A 16,653-nucleotide genomic window follows, 5' to 3' on the forward strand; every position below is an offset into this window, starting at 1 on the left:
CGCGCATGTCACGTGCAATTCGGACGACGCGCCCGATTGGCACGCCCGGTTTTGCCTCTAACCTGTGACCGCCGCGCGGTACGGAACCGGATGCGACGACAGCGGTCCATTCTGCCAGACGTGGGAACCGGACGGGAAATCGGCGGTCACGCGGAGCCCGCGACGACGGCGCCTCGGAGAACCACCAGGTCAGGACGAGCGGAGGCCGGATCAATGCGCGGGTCGTCCGCGTAGATCGGGATGCCTGCGTCGTGGGCGGCGCCGATGGTGTCGGCGACCCGAACATGCAAGTCGCGCATGTGCGCGGCATACGTGGGGAAGCGGGTGGCCGAGTCGGCGATATCGGGAAAGTTCTCGATGTTGACCAGGGTCGGGACCAATGCGGTGCCGTTCGCCGCCATCGTCGCGATCGTGTCGTCGGTCAGGCCCGTACCGTGTTCGATGCAGTCGATACCGGCGGCGAGCAGGCCCGGCAGCGCATCCTCACCGAATACGTGCGCGGTGACCCGCGCACCCTCCCGGTCGATCCAGTCTCCGATGAGTTTGACCCAGCCGTCGCCGGCGCGGGCCTGCCGCACGACCTCGTCGGGGAGTTGAGACTCGTCCTCGAGGTCGACCGGCAACCCGCGGATGTACGCTTCGGGAGCGCAATGTGTCGTCCCGCCCGGATGATCCGAGGCAGTTCCGGCCGGGCGTCGAATGCACGGGTGTCGGCCGGGGATCCGGCGTCGCGCAGAAGCAGGACGCCCGCATCGCGCTCGATGACGGCCTGCGCGAGGGCACCCGCTTCGTCCTCGACTCCCCCACCGAACCTTATTCCGACGTGGCAGTGCGCGTCGACGAGGCCGGGCAGTACCCAGCCGTCGGTCGAGAGCACCTCGGCTCCGGGGAGCGGCTCGTGGGAGAACTCGCCGTGGGGCCGATCCACAATTCGACGGGTTCACCGTCCGGCAGGGTCCTGCCGCGCACGACGAACGGACCTGCAGCAGCGACCCCGACCACGACCGGTCCTCCTGTTTCTCGCGAATGCGTCCTAGTTCTTGGGGAACTTCAGCTTCGACAGGTCGAATCCGTCGAGACCCGGGGGTAGTTCGTCGAGGCCCTTCGGCATGTTCGACAAGTCGGGCATGCCGGCGCCGAGCCCCGGGAACCCGGCGGGCATGCCGCCGGGAAGACCGCCCCGCACCTTCGGCGGAGTCGGGCCGCGACCGCCCTTCTTCCCCTTCTTGCCCTTCTTCGAGCGCTGGTTACGCCGGGCTCCGGGCATGCCCATCTGACCGGCCATCGCGGACATCATCTTCCGCGCTTCGAAGAACCGGTCGACGAGCTGGTTGACGTCGGAGACCTTCACACCCGAACCGTTGGCGATACGCAGCCGACGGGAGCCGTTGATGATCTTCGGGTTGGCGCGCTCCGCTGGGGTCATGCCGCGGATGATCGCCTGGATCCGGTCGAGTTGCTTCTCGTCTACACCCGCGAGCGCGTCCTTCATCTGGCCCGCGCCGGGCAGCATGCCGAGCAGGTTGGCGATGGGGCCCATCTTGCGCACGGCCATCATCTGCTCGAGGAAGTCCTCGAGGGTGAGATCGCCGCTGCCGATCTTGGCGGCTGTCGCTTCGGCCTGCGTGGCGTCGAAGTGCTGCTCGGCATGCTCGATGAGGGTGAGCACGTCGCCCATGCCGAGGATGCGGCTGGCCATGCGTTCGGGGTGGAATACGTCGAAGTCCTCGAGCTTCTCACCGGTGGACGCGAACAGGATCGGCTGACCGGTCAGTTCGCGGACGCTGAGCGCGGCGCCGCCACGTGCGTCGCCGTCGAGCTTGGTGAGCACGACGCCGGTGAAGCCGACACCCTCGCGGAATGCCTCGGCGGTGCTCACGGCGTCCTGACCGATCATCGCGTCGAGGACGAACAGGGTCTCGTCGGGCTGGACGGCGTCGCGGATACCTGCGGCCTGGGCCATCAACTCCTCGTCGATACCGAGGCGACCGGCGGTGTCGACGACGACCACGTCGTACTGCTTGTTCCTGGCCTCCGCGATGCCCTGCTGCGCGACCTCGACCGGGTCGGCGGCCGTGACACCGAGCGCGTTCTCGCCTCCGCCGATCGACGTTCCCGGATGCGGCGCGAACACCGACACACCGGCACGTTCACCGACGACCTGCAGCTGCGTGACCGCGCCCGGACGCTGGAGATCGCAGGCGACCAGCATCGGGGTATGTCCCTGGTCCTTGAGCCACTTGGCGAGCTTGCCTGCGAGCGTGGTCTTACCCGCACCCTGCAGACCGGCCAGCATGATGACGGTCGGCGGGTTCTTCGCGAACTGCAGCCGCCGGGTCTCGCCGCCGAGGATCCCGACGAGCTCGTCGTTGACGATCTTGACGACCTGCTGAGCCGGGTTGAGCGCACCGTGGACCTCGGCGCCCTTGGCCCGTTCCTTGATCTTCTTGATGAACGAGCGCACAACGGGCAGCGCCACGTCGGCGTCGAGAAGGGCGAGGCGGATCTCGCGACACGTCGCGTCGATGTCCGCGTCGGACAGGCGCCCCTTGCCGCGCAGGTCCTTGAGGACACCTGTCAACCTGTCGGAAAGGGATTCGAACACCGAATGCGCTCCTGCGGTCTGACGAGAATACGGACAATACTGCGCTCCAGGGTAGCCGCTCCGATCCACCCACAGCCGAGGGCGGGGCCGTCCGGTCGGCCGAAAGACCGGCCGGACGGCCCGGAGCACGACCTCACGTCACGACGCGGTCGTCGGCTTCGGCGGTTCGGGAGCCGGAAGGACGGCCAGCAGGGCCTGTTCGAGCCGCTCCCGTGACTCCCTGGTTCCGGCTGTCGACAGGTCGACGCAGAAGGAGTCGACGACGGTCGATCCGATCGTCGTCACCGTGGCCCATCGCACGTCGGCTCCGAGATCTTCGAAGACGCCTGCGAGGCGACAGAGCATTCCGATCCGATCTTCCGCCCTGACCTCCAGCACCACCTGCCCCGGATCCGTCGTGTCGAGCCAGATCAGCCGCGGCGGTGCCTGGGAGTACGTGCCGGGCACCGCGCGTTCGGGTCGTATCGACGGTGCGGACTCGCGCGCCGCACGGTCTTTCGCCTCGAGCTCCGCGAGCAGGTCGAGGTCACCGGACCGGGCCCGCAGGAGTTCCTGCCGCAGCAGACCTGCCGCGGGCGGCGCCCCGAATCGTGGCACCACCGCGAACGAGTTGACAGTGCTTCCCGCGTGGCTTCCGATGGACGCCGACTGCACCCGCAGTCCGTGAAGGGCCAGCACTCCTGCCGTGTCGGACAACACACCGGGCTCGTCGGGTGCCACCACCGTCACGGTGTGGCCACGACCGTCGGGCCGCGGGACGAGCGAGACATGCATGGCACCGTCCTCGGCGAGTTGCGCGAGTTCGGGGTCGATCGGGGCGGGCGCGGGAAGATCCTCCCCCGCCATCATCAGGCGGCACCGCCGCACGAGTTCCCTGATGAGCGAGGCTTTCCAGTCGCCCCAGACACCGGGACCGGTGGCCTGCGAATCCGCCTCCGCGAGCGCGTGCAGCAGTTCCAGGAGCAGCGGGTCGCCGCCCAACGCGTCCACTACCGCTGCGACGGTCGTCGGGTCGTCCATGTCGCGTCGCGTCGCGGTGTGCGGGAGCAGTAGGTGGTGTCGGACCATTGCCGTGAGCACCGACAGATCGGACGGCCACAGCCCCATGCGTGTCCCGATCTGGTCGGCGACCTCCGCACCGACCACACTGTGGTCGCCGCCGCGGCCCTTACCGATGTCGTGCAGGAGGGCTCCGAGGAGCAGCAGATCGGGGCGGGACACGCGCGTCGTGAGCGCACTCGCATGCACCGCGGTCTCCACGAGGTGACGATCGACGGTCCACGTGTGGACCGCGTCGCGTGGCGGGAGGTCGCGCACCGCGCCCCATTCGGGCAACAGACGCCCCCACAGTCCCGTGCGATCGAGTGCCTCAACGACGTCGACGGCAGCGGGCCCCGAGGCGAGCAGCACGATCAGGTCGTCGAGTGCCTGCCGCGGCCACGGCTCCCGCAGTTCCGGTGCGTGGTCCGACAATCGGGTCAACGTCGCAGCGGAGATCGGCAGTTCCGATCGTGCGGCCGCGGCCGCCACCCTCGTGATCAGGCCCGGATCCTTGCCCGGTTGGGCGTCGCGGGCAAGCGCGACCTCGCCCCCATGTTCGACGACGCCTTCGTCGAGAGGTCGACGTACCGGCCCGCGTCGCAGGCGCGACAATCCTTTGCGCGGCAGGGAGTTGCCCGCCGTGCGCACGCCGACCTCGACGGAGTAGCTGATCGTGCGCGCCGACTCCGTGAGCAACCGCGCCAGGTCGAAACGGTCGCCGATGCGCAATGCGGCACCGATCTCGTCGGCGTCCTGCGCCTGCAGTTGATCACGGCCACGACCCGCGACACGGTGCAGTTCGGTACGGACGTCGAGCAGGTGACGGTGGGCAGCGGCCAGGCCGCCCCCGGGTGCGTCCGGCCCGAGGCCGGGCATGCCGTCGGTGAGCTGCGCGACGGACAACGCGTTGAGCAGTTGTACGTCCCGCAACCCTCCGCGACCGCTCTTGAGATCGGGCTCGGCTCGGTGCGCGACCTGACCCGACCGCTCCCAACGCGCTTCCGTCATCTCGATCAGCTCGTCGAAGCGGTTCCGGATCCCGGTACGCCACTGCCTGCGCACACCACCGATGAGGAGGTTGCTCAATTCGTTGTCACCGGCGATATGTCGGGCTTCGAGCATCCCGAGCGCGGCGGGGAGGTCGCCGGAGGCCACCTGCAGAGCCTGAGGGACGGTCCGGACGCTGTGGTCGAGCCGGATGTGTGCGTCCCACAGGGGATACCACAACCGATCCGCCACCGACGACACCGTGCCGGGATCGATGTTGTCGTGGAGCAGGATGAGGTCGACGTCGGAGTGCGGCAGCATCTCGCGGCGGCCGAGCCCCCCTACCGCGACGAGCGCAAATCCACTGTCCGGTCTGATGCCGAGTTCGGAACCCTCGGTGGTCAGCCAGAAGTCGAACAGGTCGACGAGTGCATCACGTAGCGCTTGGGTATCGAGGCGACGGGTGCGGCCGGAGCCGGAGACGAGGGCGTCCCGGGCTGCAGAGAGGTCTGCCGCCGTGTTCGGGCTCGAAGACACCGAAGGCCCACGACCCGCTGCGTGCGCAGCGCGTCCTGGGCCTCGGGTCTCTGCCCCGTGGGGGTCAGAGTGCATCCGTACCTCGTTCTCCGGTGCGGACTCGAATCACCGATTCCACCGGGGTGACCCACACCTTGCCGTCACCGATCTTTCCGGTACGTGAGGCCTCGATGATCGTGTCGACCACCTTGTCCACCACGGAGTCGTCGACGACGACCTCGACGCGCACCTTCGGCACGAAGTCCACCGAGTACTCGGCTCCGCGGTACACCTCGGTGTGGCCCTTCTGGCGCCCGTAGCCCTGCACCTCGCTCACCGTCATTCCGAGCACCCCGGCCTGTTCGAGCCCTGCCTTGACGTCCTCGAGCGTGAACGGCTTCACGATTGCCGTGATCAGCTTCATTTTTCATCCCTTCCCGGTGCCCACCGGACGTTGTCTTTGCTGTCCGCGTAACCCTTGCCCGCTATCTTCGTCCACTTTCCGCCTCGGTGACGAGGTGAAGCGTCACTTCAGTACAGCGGCGACGTGTCACTTCAGCACCCACACGAAGTTTCACTTCAGGGCAGTGGCGAAGTCGTATGCGGTTTCCGCGTGCTCGTTCTCGTCGATTCCACGAGCTTCTTCCTCGGGGGAGATACGCCAGCCCAGAGGCCTCAGAGCGAAGACGATCACAGCGGTGACGATGGCGGTGAACACCATGGCGACCAGGACGATCACGATCTGGATGACGAGTTGCTTGTAGTCGCCTCCGTAGAACAGACCGGTCTCGGTGGCCAGAAGACCGATGGCAACCGTGCCCCACAGACCGGACACCAAGTGCACACCCACGACGTCGAGCGAGTCGTCGTAGCCGAACTTGTACTTCAGGCCGACCGCAAGTGCCGAGAGAACACCGGCGACAGCACCGAGAGCGATGGACCCGACGGGGCTGAGGGCGCCGGCTGCGGGGGTGATGGCGACCAGACCGGCGACGGCACCCGATGCGGCACCGAGACTGGTGCCCTTGCCGTCGCGGACACGTTCGGTGGCGAGCCAGCCGAGGATCGCGGCGGCAGCCGCCACCGTGGTGTTGAGCCACGCGAGACCGGCGACACCGTCTGCGGCGAACGCGGATCCGCCGTTGAAACCGAACCAGCCGAACCACAGCAGCGCAGCGCCGAGCATCACGAACGGAAGATTGTGCGGACGGAACGCGGTCTTCCCGAAGCCCGTGCGCTTGCCGATGACGAGCACGAGCACCAGCGCGGCAATGCCTGCGTTGATGTGGACCACCGTGCCACCGGCGAAGTCGATCGGATGGACCGCAGCGGTGAGCCCGCCCTCCCCGTCGTCGACGGTGCCGAACATCATCGCGGCGATGCTGTTCTCCGAACCGGAGAGCAGGCCGCCGCCCCACACCATGTGGGCGAGCGGGAAGTAGGCGAGCGTCACCCAGACACCCACGAACACCATCCAGGTGCCGAACTTCACGCGCTCGGCAAGTGCACCGCTGATCAGCGCTGTGGTGATGATCGCGAATGTGACCTGGAATCCGATGTCGATGACCTGCGGGTAGTTGCCGAGACCCGGCAGGAATCCACCCTCGTCGTCGTAGATGGCGCCCTGCAGACCGAACATCTCGAACGGATTCGCGAAGACCCCGCCGATGCCCTCGGTGCCGTACGACATCGACCAGCCCCACAACACATAGATCACGGCGATCAGCGCCATCGCACCGAACGACATCATCATCATGTTCAGGACCGACTTGGCGCGCGACATGCCGCCGTAGAAGAACGCCAGACCCGGTGTCATCAGCAGCACGAGCGATGCTGCCATGAGCATCCATGCGGCGTCGCCGGTGTTCACCACTTCCTCCACTTGCACACCTCCCAGTTGTCCGCGCCGTTGAGCGCGTCGTTGGGGAAAGCTTGCTGCGGAGATGTTTCAGCAGAAGCGCCGTCCTGTTTCGTCGGCGTGAACGCCCGACGGGTCGGTGTTTCGTTCATGTTTCACAATGTGTTTCGTTCATGTTTCACAGGAACACCCAACGCACCCGCGGCAGAAGGCCGCCCCCGCCGGAGCGGGAGCGGCCTCGATCAGATCTTTCGGAAGTGCCGGCAGTGTCAGCCGAACAACAGGGTCAGCCGAACAACAGGGTCAGCCGAACAACAGTGTCAGCCGAGCAGCGCGTCGACGAACGCACCCGGCTCGAAGGGCGCAAGGTCGTCCGCGCCCTCGCCGAGCCCGACGAGTTTGACCGGAAGACCGAGTTCGTGTTGCACCTGGAAGACGATTCCGCCCTTGGCAGTGCCGTCCAGCTTGGTCAGCACCACGCCGGTGATGTCGACGACCTCGGCGAAGACTCGGGCCTGCATGAGCCCGTTCTGCCCGATCGTGGCGTCCAGCACCAACAGGACCTCGTCGACGGCGGCTTTCTTCTCGACGACACGCTTGACCTTGCCCAACTCGTCCATCAGGCCGGTCTTCGTGTGCAGACGACCCGCGGTATCGATGAGTACTGCGTCGACACCGTTCTCGATGCCCTTCGCCACGGCATCGAATGCGACGGCTGCGGGATCGGCGGCCTCTTTACCGCGAACCACCTCGGCGCCCACCCGCTCGGCCCAGGTCTGGAGCTGATCGGCCGCAGCAGCACGGAAGGTATCGGCAGCACCGAGCAGGACTCGACGTCCGTCCGCAACGAGAACCCGGGCGAGCTTTCCGGTCGTCGTCGTCTTACCCGTGCCGTTGACACCGACGACGAGCAGCACCGCCGGGTGGTTGTCGTGAGGCAGGGCGCGGATGGAACGGTCGAGTTCGGGTCGCAGTTCGTCGACGAGCACCTTACGGAGCACCGCACGCGCGTCGGCCTCGGTCCGGACGTTGCTCGCCGCTATCTCGTCTCGCAACCGGTCGACGATCTTCGTCGTGGTGGCGGAGCCGAGGTCGGCGATAAGGAGCGTGTCTTCGATCTCCTCCCACGAATCCTCGTCCAGATCGCCGCCACCGAGCAGACCGAGCAAGCTCTTGCCCACCGCGTTCTGTGAGCGGGCCAGGCGGCCGCGGAGGCGGACGAGTCGTCCCGATGTCGGCTCGATCTCATCGAGCGCAGGCGCCGGGGGCGTTTCGACGGGAGTGGGCGCGGGCTCCGTTTCGGCAGGGGCAGCCGGCGCAGGCACAGTATCTATCGGCGCAGGAGCTTCGGGCTCCGCGGTCTCGGGCAGGACCTCGGGCTCGGCAACAACCTCAGGCTCGGCAACGACCGGGACTTCGGGTGCGCTCTCGGGCTCTGCAGGCTCCGGTTCCGCGATGGGGGGGCCGGGTGCAGCCTCCGGCTCTGCAGGCTCCGGCTCTGCAGGCTTCGGTTCTGCAGGCTTCGGTTCTGTCCGCGGCACCACCGGTATGCGCGTGGTGGGCGGCGCCTCCGTGACCTCCTCCGGCAACGGCACGGTACGAGGCTCCGGCGCAGGCTTCGGGGCCGGGCGTTCGACCGGCTGCGGCGGCGCGGCAGTCGCTCCCTGACTGAAACTGAATCCGCTCTGCGCTTTGTATCCACCCGAGCGGTCCTCGGCTGCCGCAGTGTCGAGCTGCGGGGTGCGCTTCGCCGTCAGCGACACCTGCCGTCGCCGATAGAGGGTCAGACCCACGACGAGCGCGACAAGAACAACCGCGAGGGCGGCCGCGATGACTATCCAGGCTCCGGTACTCACGCACCCATACTGTCAGGCCTGGAGCTCTTGCTCCGGTTCAGGGACCGGTGTCGTGACCTTTTGCCCGCGCAGACGTTGGGAGATCACGCGGGTGATGCCGTCGCCTCGCATGCTGACGCCGTACAGCGCGTCGGCGACTTCCATCGTCGGCTTCTGGTGGGTGATCACGATCAGTTGCGACTTCTCGCGCAGCTGTTCGAACAACCCGATCAGCCTGCGCAGGTTCGTGTCGTCGAGCGCTGCCTCCACCTCGTCCATGACGTAGAACGGCGACGGCCGGGCACGGAAGATCGCCACGAGCATCGCGACTGCAGTCAGCGATTTCTCACCACCGGACAGCAGCGACAACCTCTTGATCTTCTTACCGGGGGGCCGGGCCTCCACTTCGATGCCCGTCGTGAGCATGTCCTTCGGGTCGGTGAGGACGAGTCTGCCTTCACCGCCGGGAAACAATTTTGCGAATACCTGCTCGAACTCGCGCTCGACGTCGGTGTAGGCCTCGGTGAACACCTGCAGGATCCGCGCGTCGACCTCGTCGACCACAGACAGCAGATCCTTGCGGGCATTCTTGACGTCCTCGAGTTGCGTCGCGAGGAAGTTGTACCGCTCTTCGAGTGCGGCGAACTCCTCTAGGGCAAGCGGGTTGACCTTTCCGAGCGTCGAGAGATCCTTCTGAGCCCGCTTGGCCCTGCGTTCCTGGGTCGCGCGATCATACGGCTGCGGCTGCGGAGCAACCACCTGTTCTCCGCGTTCGCGCGCCTGCTCGTACTCGGCCATTTCCAGCTCGGTCGGCGGGAGCGGAACATCGGGGCCGTACTCGGCGACGAGGTCGTCGAGCGCAATGCTGAACTGCTCGAGAATTGTCTGCTCGAGCTGTTCGATGCGCAGCGCCGCCTGGGCCCGCGCCACTTCGTCTCGGTGTACAGCGTCGGTGAGTTGGTCGCGCTGAGTGGCGAATTCGCGGACGAGCCCCTTGGCCCGGTCGAGTTGCTCAGCGCATTCTGTGCGGCGGCGGGTCAGCTCTTCCCGGTGTGCGTGTGCGGTGGCGACCGCGGTCTCGAGTTCCCCGGTCACGCGGGCACCGGCTGCGGCAACCGCAGCAGCGACCGCAGCCGCCTGTCGACGGGTGGCGCGTGCTCGCTCGGCGCGTGCTCGGGCCTCACGTTCGGCCTGTGCGGCACGCCGCAGCGAGTCTGCCTTGCCGCGCAGCGATTCGGCGCGCTCCTCCGCCGTGCGTGCAGTGAGCCGGGCCTCCATCTCGACCGCGCGGACCTCGGCGAGAGCTGCCGCGGCCATCTCCCGCTCGGCGGCGGTCGAGTCGGTGCCTGCGCCCTCGCCACTTCCGTCCTGTTCGTCCTCCGCGACCCGCAACCGCTCTTCGAGTTCGACGAGCTTGTCCCGGGCCGTGTCACGTTCCTTCTCCGCTGCTGCGCGCTGCGTGACGAGACGTTCGGATTCGGCGTGTGCGCCTCGAGCGGCCTGGCCGAGGCGCCCGAGCTGTTCGTAGACCGCCGACATCGCGGCATCGGATTCGTTGAGTGCCGCGAGTGTCTGTTCGGCGTACTCGGCGCGCGCCTTCTGTTCCTCGGCAGCGCCGGTCAGTGCAGCAGCGAGCTCTTCCGAACGGTGTTCCGCGGCGCCGAGCGCTTCTCGCGAGGAGTCGATCGCGGCCTGGATCTCGAGTGTGCTCGGCGCACGATCGGATCCTCCGACGACCCATCCGGATCCGGTGAGATCACCGCGCCGGGTCACGGCACGCAGATCCGGTCGCTGCGAGCACACCGCCGCGGCGGCCTCGAGGTCATCGACCACCACGATTCCGGCGAGGACAGCGCCGAGACCGCCGCGCAGTTCGTCCGGGCATTCGACGACGTCGCGCACCCACCGAGCACCCTCGGGAAGCGCACCTGTGGCGTCGGGGGCCTCCGCACCGACCGCGAGGAACGCGACACGGCCCTGGTCGGCGTCGGCGAGCGCGGTGGCCAGCGAGTTCGCCGCTGCCACCGACGTGACCGCGAGGGCGTCGGAGGCCGGTCCGAGTGCAGCGGCGACCGCCGCTTCGAAACCGGATTCGACGCGCAGACGTTCCGCGAGCGGTCCCAGCACACCGGAGTCCGCATGGTGCTCGAGCAGCCACGCAGCGCCGTCCTTACGCTCGAGTCCCATCGACAGAGCCTCGATGCGAGCACCGAGCGAGGCGACCTCTTTACCTGCGGCGCGTTCGGCGTTCTGAAGTTCCTCGACGCGTTCGTCGGCGATGCGTGCCGCTTCGACGGCCCGTTCGTGCTGGGCGTCGGCGTCGATCTCCCCCGCATCGAGGTCGTCGATGCGGCCCTGCGCGGTTTCGAACTCGGCCTGCGCGTCGACTCCACGACGTCGGGCCTCTTCGATCGCAACGGTGAGGCGTGTGATCTCGCCGTCGATCGAGTCGGTGCGAGTCCGGATGGTGTCGACCTGGCCGGTGAGACGAGCGAGTCCCTCGCGACGGTCGGCGATCGCGCGGACCGCGGCCATGTGGGCCCGTTCGGCTGCTGCCGCGTACTCCTCCTGCGCGGCGAGTTGTTCCTTCGCCGCGTCGAGGGTGCCGTGTGCGATCTCGACGGCCTCGATCAATTCGGCTTCGTCGGCGGCGATCCGGTCTGCGTGCGCCTCCATCTGATCGGGATCCTGACCGGCGCGGGTCTCGGGTTCCGCATCGAGGTGGCGGGCGCGTTCCTGTGCGATCCGCACCGTCGCGGAAACTCGTTCGGCGAGGGCCGAGAGTCGGAACCAGATCTGCGAGGCTGCTTCGGTGCTCGGTGTGAGTTGTGCGAGGGCCTGTTCGTGGCGGGCGAGGTCGGCGGTGGCCTCGTCGAGCATCACGTTGACGTGGTCGAGACGTTCACGCAGGACTCGTTCCTGCTCGTCCTGGCCCACGAACTCGGCGCGACGGGCGACGAGATCGTCGGCGGCAAGACGCAGCCGCGCATCACGCAGGTCGGCCTGGACTGTCTGAGCGCGGCGCGCGACCTCGGCTTGGCGTCCGAGGGGCTTGAGTTGGCGTCGGAGTTCGGCGGTGAGGTCGTTCAGCCGAGCGAGATTGGCCTGCATCGAGTCGAGCTTGCGGACCGCTTTCTCCTTGCGGCGGCGGTGTTTGAGCACCCCCGCGGCTTCTTCGATGAACGCGCGCCGGTCTTCCGGGCGCGATTCGAGGATCGCGGCAAGACGGCCCTGCCCGACGATCACGTGCATTTCGCGGCCGATGCCGGAGTCGGAGAGAAGTTCCTGCACGTCCATCAATCGACACGAGTTGCCGTTGATCTCGTACTCGCCTGCGCCGTCGCGGAACATGCGTCGCGTGACGGACACCTCCGAGTACTCGATCGGCAGTGCCCCGTCCGAGTTGTCGATGGTGAGGGTCACCTCGGCGCGACCGAGCGGCGGGCGGCCAGAGGTGCCCGCGAAGATGACGTCCTGCATCTTCCCGCCGCGAAGCGCCTTGGCGCCCTGCTCCCCCATCACCCAGGTGAGGGCGTCGACCACGTTGGATTTTCCTGAGCCGTTGGGTCCGACGACACAGGTGATGCCCGGTTCGAAGCGCAGAGTCGTCGACGAAGCGAAGGACTTGAAGCCCTTCAGTGTCAGACTCTTGAGATGCATGAGGAAAAACCTTACCGGGACGTCAGCGCTCGACGAATCCGGTGAGGCCGCCGCGCGCCGGTTCCCAGCTTTCGACGACGAGCGTGACCTCCCCCGGCGTCAGATCGGACCGCAGCCATTCGAGCAGCATCTCGAGTGCGTGACGCGGCCCCTCGGCGATCACGAGGACCCGCCCGTCCGGGTGATTGGTGGCGTGGCCGACGAGTCCGAGTTCCAGCGCCTGGGCACGGGTGAACCAGCGGAAGCCGACGCCCTGGACCCGACCGTGTACCCAGGCCGTGAGGCGTTCCGTGCTGTCCGACGACTCCGATGCCACAGCGTCTCCTCTATACGTCCGCGGTGACGGTCAACGACACCTTCGTGCCTGCCTTCAAGGTGCGGCCGACGGTGCAGACCTTGTCGACGGACCGCTCGACGAGCGCAACGAGTCGCTGCTGCGCTTCGGCGTCGAGTTCGGACAGGTCGAGGACCAGTTCTTCCTCGAGGTGCGGGTAGACCTCGTTGTCGCGGTCGGCCGCGCCGGACACTTTGATGGTCGCGTCGTAGTCGTCGCCGAGCCGCCTCGACAGGGGGAAATCGGAGCTCATTCCGGAACATGCGGCCAGCGCGATCTTCAACAGTTCGCCGGGGGTGAAGACACCGTCGACGGTCTCGGAGCCGATGAGTACCTCGGCGCCGCGGGAGCTGCGTCCCGTGTAGCGGCGGGTGCCGGTGCGTTCGACCCACAGCTCGGTGGGTGTGGTCGCGGAGTTCTGGTCAGCCATGCGGGAAATCCTGCCATGCGGTCCTGACACCGCGCGCAGGACGGGGCCTCACACGTTGCCGGCCGCGCCGATCCGGATGCCGCGTGGCCGGGGCTGACAGCGCGGGCACGAATAAGACGAGCGGTTCATGAATCTCTCGCGCCGGATCGGTGCGCCGCATCGCGGGCACGGCATGTCTTCCTGGCCGTACGCGTTCAGGGAACGCTCGAAGTAGCCGGACTCGCCGTTGACGTTCACGTACAGCGCATCGAATGATGTGCCGCCCTGATCGAGCGCCTCGGCCATCACGTCGTGGGCGGCAGCGAGGACGGCGCGCAGTTTCGGTCCGGTCAGTTTGTCGGTCGGGCGGTTGCCGTGGATCTGCGCGCGCCACAGTGCTTCATCCGCGTAGATGTTGCCGATACCGGAGACGACGGTCTGGTCGAGCAATGCGCGTTTGATCTCGGTGTGCTTGCTGCGCAAGACCTTCACCACCGCGGACGGATCGAATCGTGGATCCATCGGATCCCGTGCGATGTGCGCGACGGGCAACGGTACTCGATCACCGTCGACCTCGACGAGCGGTGCGAGTGCCCATCCGCCGAATGTGCGCTGATCGACGAATCTCAGGTCGGCCCCGGTGTCGAGCATCGCGCGGATACGCAGATGCTTTTCATCCGGGACCGTGGGTGGCTGCACCAGCATCTGACCGCTCATCCCGAGATGGACGACCACCGCCAGGTCCGTCGGTTCGAGCACGAGCCAGAGGTACTTTCCGCGCCGTTCGACAGCAGAGACGGTCTGACCGGTCAGCTGCAGAGCGAGATCACGCGGGCCGGGTTCGTGGCGCCGCGCGGCCCGCGGGTGCAGGACTTCGACGGACTCCATGGTGGCGCCCAGCACGTGGGTACTCAACCCACGGCGAACGACTTCGACCTCGGGAAGTTCGGGCACGGCAGGATCAGTTCGACCCGGTCGAGGTATCGGAGTTCTTGTCTCCCTCGCTCGACAATCCCTGCCACGCGGTGGAGGCTGCCTTCTGCTCGGCTTCCTTCTTGGTCCGGCCCACACCGACACCATAGGGCTTTCCTGCCACGAGAGCGGTAGCCGTGAATTCCTTGTCGTGGTCGGGACCGGTTGCGGTGATCTCGTAGACCGGCACGCCGGCACCGCGTTCCGCGGTGAGCTCCTGCAGACTGGTCTTCCAGTCGAGGCCCGCACCCAAGCGGGGGCCACGGTCGAGCAATTCGGCGAACAGCCGCAGGACCACCTCGCGGGCGACCTCGATGCCGTGTTGCAGATGAACTGCTCCGAGCAACGACTCCATTCCGTCGGCGAGGATGCTCGCCTTGTTGCGACCGCCGGTCATCTCCTCGCCCTTGCCGAGCAGAAGGTGTACGCCCAGGCCGCCTTCACCGAGCTCGCGCGCCACTTCGGCGAGCGCATGCATGTTGACGACGCTCGCACGAATCTTCGCGAGTTCGCCTTCGGGTTTGTCCGGGTGGGTCAGATACAGATATTCGGTCACGGACAGACCCAGGACGGCGTCGCCGAGGAATTCGAGTCGTTCGTTGGTGGGTAGACCACCCTTCTCGTATGCGTACGAGCGGTGGGTCAACGCCAGGGTCAAGAGGTCAGGGGCCACCGGGACACCGAGGGCGGCGAGAAGAGATGCATGTTCTCCCTCGCCGCCCTCGGGTGCGGTTTCGATCGACTTGGTCGTCACGTATGTACCGATCAGACGGGCGCTGTCACCTGACGGCCGTTGTAGGTGCCACACGACGGGCACGCCACATGCGGCAGCTTCTTTTCACCGCAGCCGCGGTTCGGGCAGGTCACGAGCGTGGGCGCAGTGGTGTTCCACTGGCTGCGCCGCGACCGGGTGTTGGAACGCGACATTCTGCGCTTGGGGACGGCCACGTCTACTTCTCCTCGTTGTTCTTGCTGTCGGATGCACTGCTGGATTCTTCGGAGCCTGCGCCGAACGCGGCTGCCAACCCAGCCCAGCGAGGATCTATTATTTCATGTCCGTGCCCGGATTCCGCAATCGCCAGGCGAATGCCGCACTCCGAGCACAGTCCCGCGCAGTCGTCGGTGCACAACGGACGTAACGGAAGTTCCAATCCGACCGCGTTGACGATCGCAGGCTCGAGATCGATCAGATCGTCTTCGATCCGAAAGACTTCGTCTTCCTGCGCGGTCTGGTCGGTCACACTGTTCGGGTAGGCGAACAGCTCGGTGAGGTACAAACTCACCTCGCCCGTGAACGGCTCGAGGCATCGAGAGCATTCACCGACGGTGTCGGCACGAACTGTACCGGTCACCAGAACACCCTCCGACACCGACTCCAACCGAAGGTCGAGGTCGATCTCGCTGCCCTTCTCGATCGCGATCAGATCGAGTCCGAGGCGCGACGGAGACGGAGCGAGCCGCTGCACCGTACGCATCGATCCGGGACGACGCCCCAGAGAGAGCGTATCCAGCACAAGACCGGCTTCCCGTTCGGGATGCCGCGTACCGGAGCGGTGGGTAGACACGTCGATCTCACTTTCGAACAGAGGTCAGTGCGAATTCACTGGGCAACCGTTCAATGGTACGCGACGACCCTGCAATTCACGAAAAAGCGGGTGCCTTACTACCCGCGATGTGTCACCGTCGCCACGATGCCCGGTGGTCCGCCTCGGCATAGTCCGGCCTGCCCGAAGTCCTCAATTGCTGACGACCACGACCGACCGACCGCAGCGTGGTGTCGAGGACTTCCTCGAACTCGGCGAGTTTGCTGTCGACGTACTCGTCGCACTCGGTGCGCAACCGATCGGATTCGGCGTGGGCACTGTCGATGACCCGCGCCGACTCCGCGTGCGCCGACTGCACGACTTCCGTCTGCGACACCAGCCGTGCCTGCTCGGCCTGACCATCGGCGACAGACCTGTCGTAGGTAGCTTTGCCTGCCTCGATCATGCGGTCTGCCTCGGAGCGGGCCCGACCGGTGACGGCGTCGTACTGCCGCTTACCGTCGGCGATGAGCGCATCCGTCTCCGCCTGCGCATCGGCGACCAGTTCGTCGGCGTGCGCGCGAGCCTCGCCGACCATGCGATCTGCCTGCGCCTTGGCGTCGGACAGCATGCGGTCGGCATCGGCTCGGGCATCCTCGAGCAGGGTGCGCGCTTCCTCGTCGGCATCACCGACCGTTTTGTCCGCCAGAACCCGCGCGTCGCCGACCAGCTTGTCGCGATGGTCGAGAACGTCCTGAGCGTCGTCCAGTTCGGCAGGAAGTGCGTCCCTCACGTCGTCGAGAAGCTCGAGCACATCGCCGCGCGGGACCACGCAGCTCGCCGTCATGGGAACGCTTCGTGCCTCTTCGGTGATCGCGACAAGTTCGTCGAGTGCCTCGAATACCCGGTACAC

Annotated in this window: 14 protein-coding genes and 1 pseudogene; all 15 read right to left on the bottom strand. The window is 66.9% G+C overall.

The genetic code is table 11. The features are described from left to right. Positions 1 to 146 precede the first annotated feature (146 nt). A pseudogene (locus tag ACFWB0_RS07975) lies at positions 147 to 1,002 on the bottom strand (hypothetical protein). 31 nt (positions 1,003 to 1,033) lie between these two features. Beyond that, entirely contained in the window at positions 1,034 to 2,605 is a 1,572-nt protein-coding gene (gene ffh, locus ACFWB0_RS07980; protein ID WP_378489898.1) for a signal recognition particle protein, read from the bottom strand. 138 nt (positions 2,606 to 2,743) lie between these two features. Continuing rightward, positions 2,744 to 5,245: a [protein-PII] uridylyltransferase gene (locus tag ACFWB0_RS07985; RefSeq protein WP_378489899.1), complete on the bottom strand. Its 2,502-nt coding sequence runs from the start codon at positions 5,243 to 5,245 to the stop codon at positions 2,744 to 2,746. Continuing rightward, entirely contained in the window at positions 5,235 to 5,573 is a 339-nt protein-coding gene (locus ACFWB0_RS07990; RefSeq protein ID WP_378489900.1) for a P-II family nitrogen regulator, read from the bottom strand. Before ACFWB0_RS07990 ends, ACFWB0_RS07985 begins: the two co-directional genes overlap by 11 nt. 150 nt (positions 5,574 to 5,723) lie before the next feature. Then, on the bottom strand, positions 5,724 to 7,031 hold the full coding sequence (locus tag ACFWB0_RS07995) for an ammonium transporter (RefSeq protein ID WP_378489901.1): 1,308 nt from the start codon (positions 7,029 to 7,031) through the stop codon (positions 5,724 to 5,726). Then, positions 7,016 to 7,159 (bottom strand): hypothetical protein, encoded by a 144-nt coding sequence (locus ACFWB0_RS08000; protein ID WP_378489902.1) that lies wholly within the window; start codon positions 7,157 to 7,159, stop codon positions 7,016 to 7,018. The genes ACFWB0_RS07995 and ACFWB0_RS08000 overlap by 16 nt, the downstream gene beginning before the upstream one ends. Before the next feature lie 168 nt (positions 7,160 to 7,327). Then, positions 7,328 to 8,863 carry a signal recognition particle-docking protein FtsY gene (gene ftsY / locus ACFWB0_RS08005; protein WP_378489903.1) on the bottom strand — a complete coding sequence of 512 codons (1,536 nt, stop codon included), beginning with the start codon at positions 8,861 to 8,863 and terminating at the stop codon, positions 7,328 to 7,330. Between the two features lie 12 nt (positions 8,864 to 8,875). Continuing rightward, positions 8,876 to 12,502 (bottom strand): chromosome segregation protein SMC, encoded by a 3,627-nt coding sequence (smc, locus tag ACFWB0_RS08010; RefSeq protein ID WP_378489904.1) that lies wholly within the window; start codon positions 12,500 to 12,502, stop codon positions 8,876 to 8,878. A gap of 22 nt (positions 12,503 to 12,524) precedes the next feature. Further along, complete coding sequence (locus ACFWB0_RS08015) at positions 12,525 to 12,818, bottom strand: acylphosphatase (RefSeq protein ID WP_378489905.1); 294 nt, start codon at positions 12,816 to 12,818, stop codon at positions 12,525 to 12,527. Between the two features lie 10 nt (positions 12,819 to 12,828). After that, on the bottom strand, positions 12,829 to 13,266 hold the full coding sequence (locus ACFWB0_RS08020; protein ID WP_378489906.1) for an OsmC family protein: 438 nt from the start codon (positions 13,264 to 13,266) through the stop codon (positions 12,829 to 12,831). 48 nt (positions 13,267 to 13,314) lie between these two features. Continuing rightward, a complete protein-coding gene (mutM, locus tag ACFWB0_RS08025) occupies positions 13,315 to 14,199 on the bottom strand; it encodes a bifunctional DNA-formamidopyrimidine glycosylase/DNA-(apurinic or apyrimidinic site) lyase (RefSeq protein ID WP_378489907.1) in 885 nt (294 codons plus the stop codon). 7 nt (positions 14,200 to 14,206) lie between these two features. Continuing rightward, entirely contained in the window at positions 14,207 to 14,971 is a 765-nt protein-coding gene (rnc, locus tag ACFWB0_RS08030) for a ribonuclease III (RefSeq protein ID WP_378489908.1), read from the bottom strand. An 11-nt stretch (positions 14,972 to 14,982) separates the two neighbouring features. Beyond that, on the bottom strand, positions 14,983 to 15,165 hold the full coding sequence (rpmF, locus tag ACFWB0_RS08035) for a 50S ribosomal protein L32 (protein ID WP_006551208.1): 183 nt from the start codon (positions 15,163 to 15,165) through the stop codon (positions 14,983 to 14,985). Between the two features lie 2 nt (positions 15,166 to 15,167). Then, complete coding sequence (locus ACFWB0_RS08040) at positions 15,168 to 15,731, bottom strand: YceD family protein (RefSeq protein WP_378489992.1); 564 nt, start codon at positions 15,729 to 15,731, stop codon at positions 15,168 to 15,170. 163 nt (positions 15,732 to 15,894) lie between these two features. Beyond that, positions 15,895 to 16,653: a DivIVA domain-containing protein gene (locus ACFWB0_RS08045; protein WP_378489909.1), complete on the bottom strand. Its 759-nt coding sequence runs from the start codon at positions 16,651 to 16,653 to the stop codon at positions 15,895 to 15,897.

The organism is Rhodococcus sp. NPDC060086 (genome assembly GCF_042730275.1).
In the GTDB taxonomy this organism is placed as follows: Bacteria; Actinomycetota; Actinomycetes; order Mycobacteriales; family Mycobacteriaceae; genus Rhodococcus.

Bases quoted from the DNA above. Each gene is read 5' to 3' on its own strand.
- ACFWB0_RS07985 (WP_378489899.1), bottom strand. From the start codon at position 5,245: ATGCACTCTGACCCCCACGGGGCAGAGACCCGAGGCCCAGGACGCGCT.
- ACFWB0_RS07990 (WP_378489900.1), bottom strand. From the start codon at position 5,573: ATGAAGCTGATCACGGCAATCGTGAAGCCGTTCACGCTCGAGGACGTC.
- ACFWB0_RS08000 (WP_378489902.1), bottom strand. From the start codon at position 7,159: ATGAACGAAACACCGACCCGTCGGGCGTTCACGCCGACGAAACAGGAC.
- smc (WP_378489904.1), bottom strand. From the start codon at position 12,502: ATGCATCTCAAGAGTCTGACACTGAAGGGCTTCAAGTCCTTCGCTTCG.
- ACFWB0_RS08020 (WP_378489906.1), bottom strand. From the start codon at position 13,266: ATGGCTGACCAGAACTCCGCGACCACACCCACCGAGCTGTGGGTCGAA.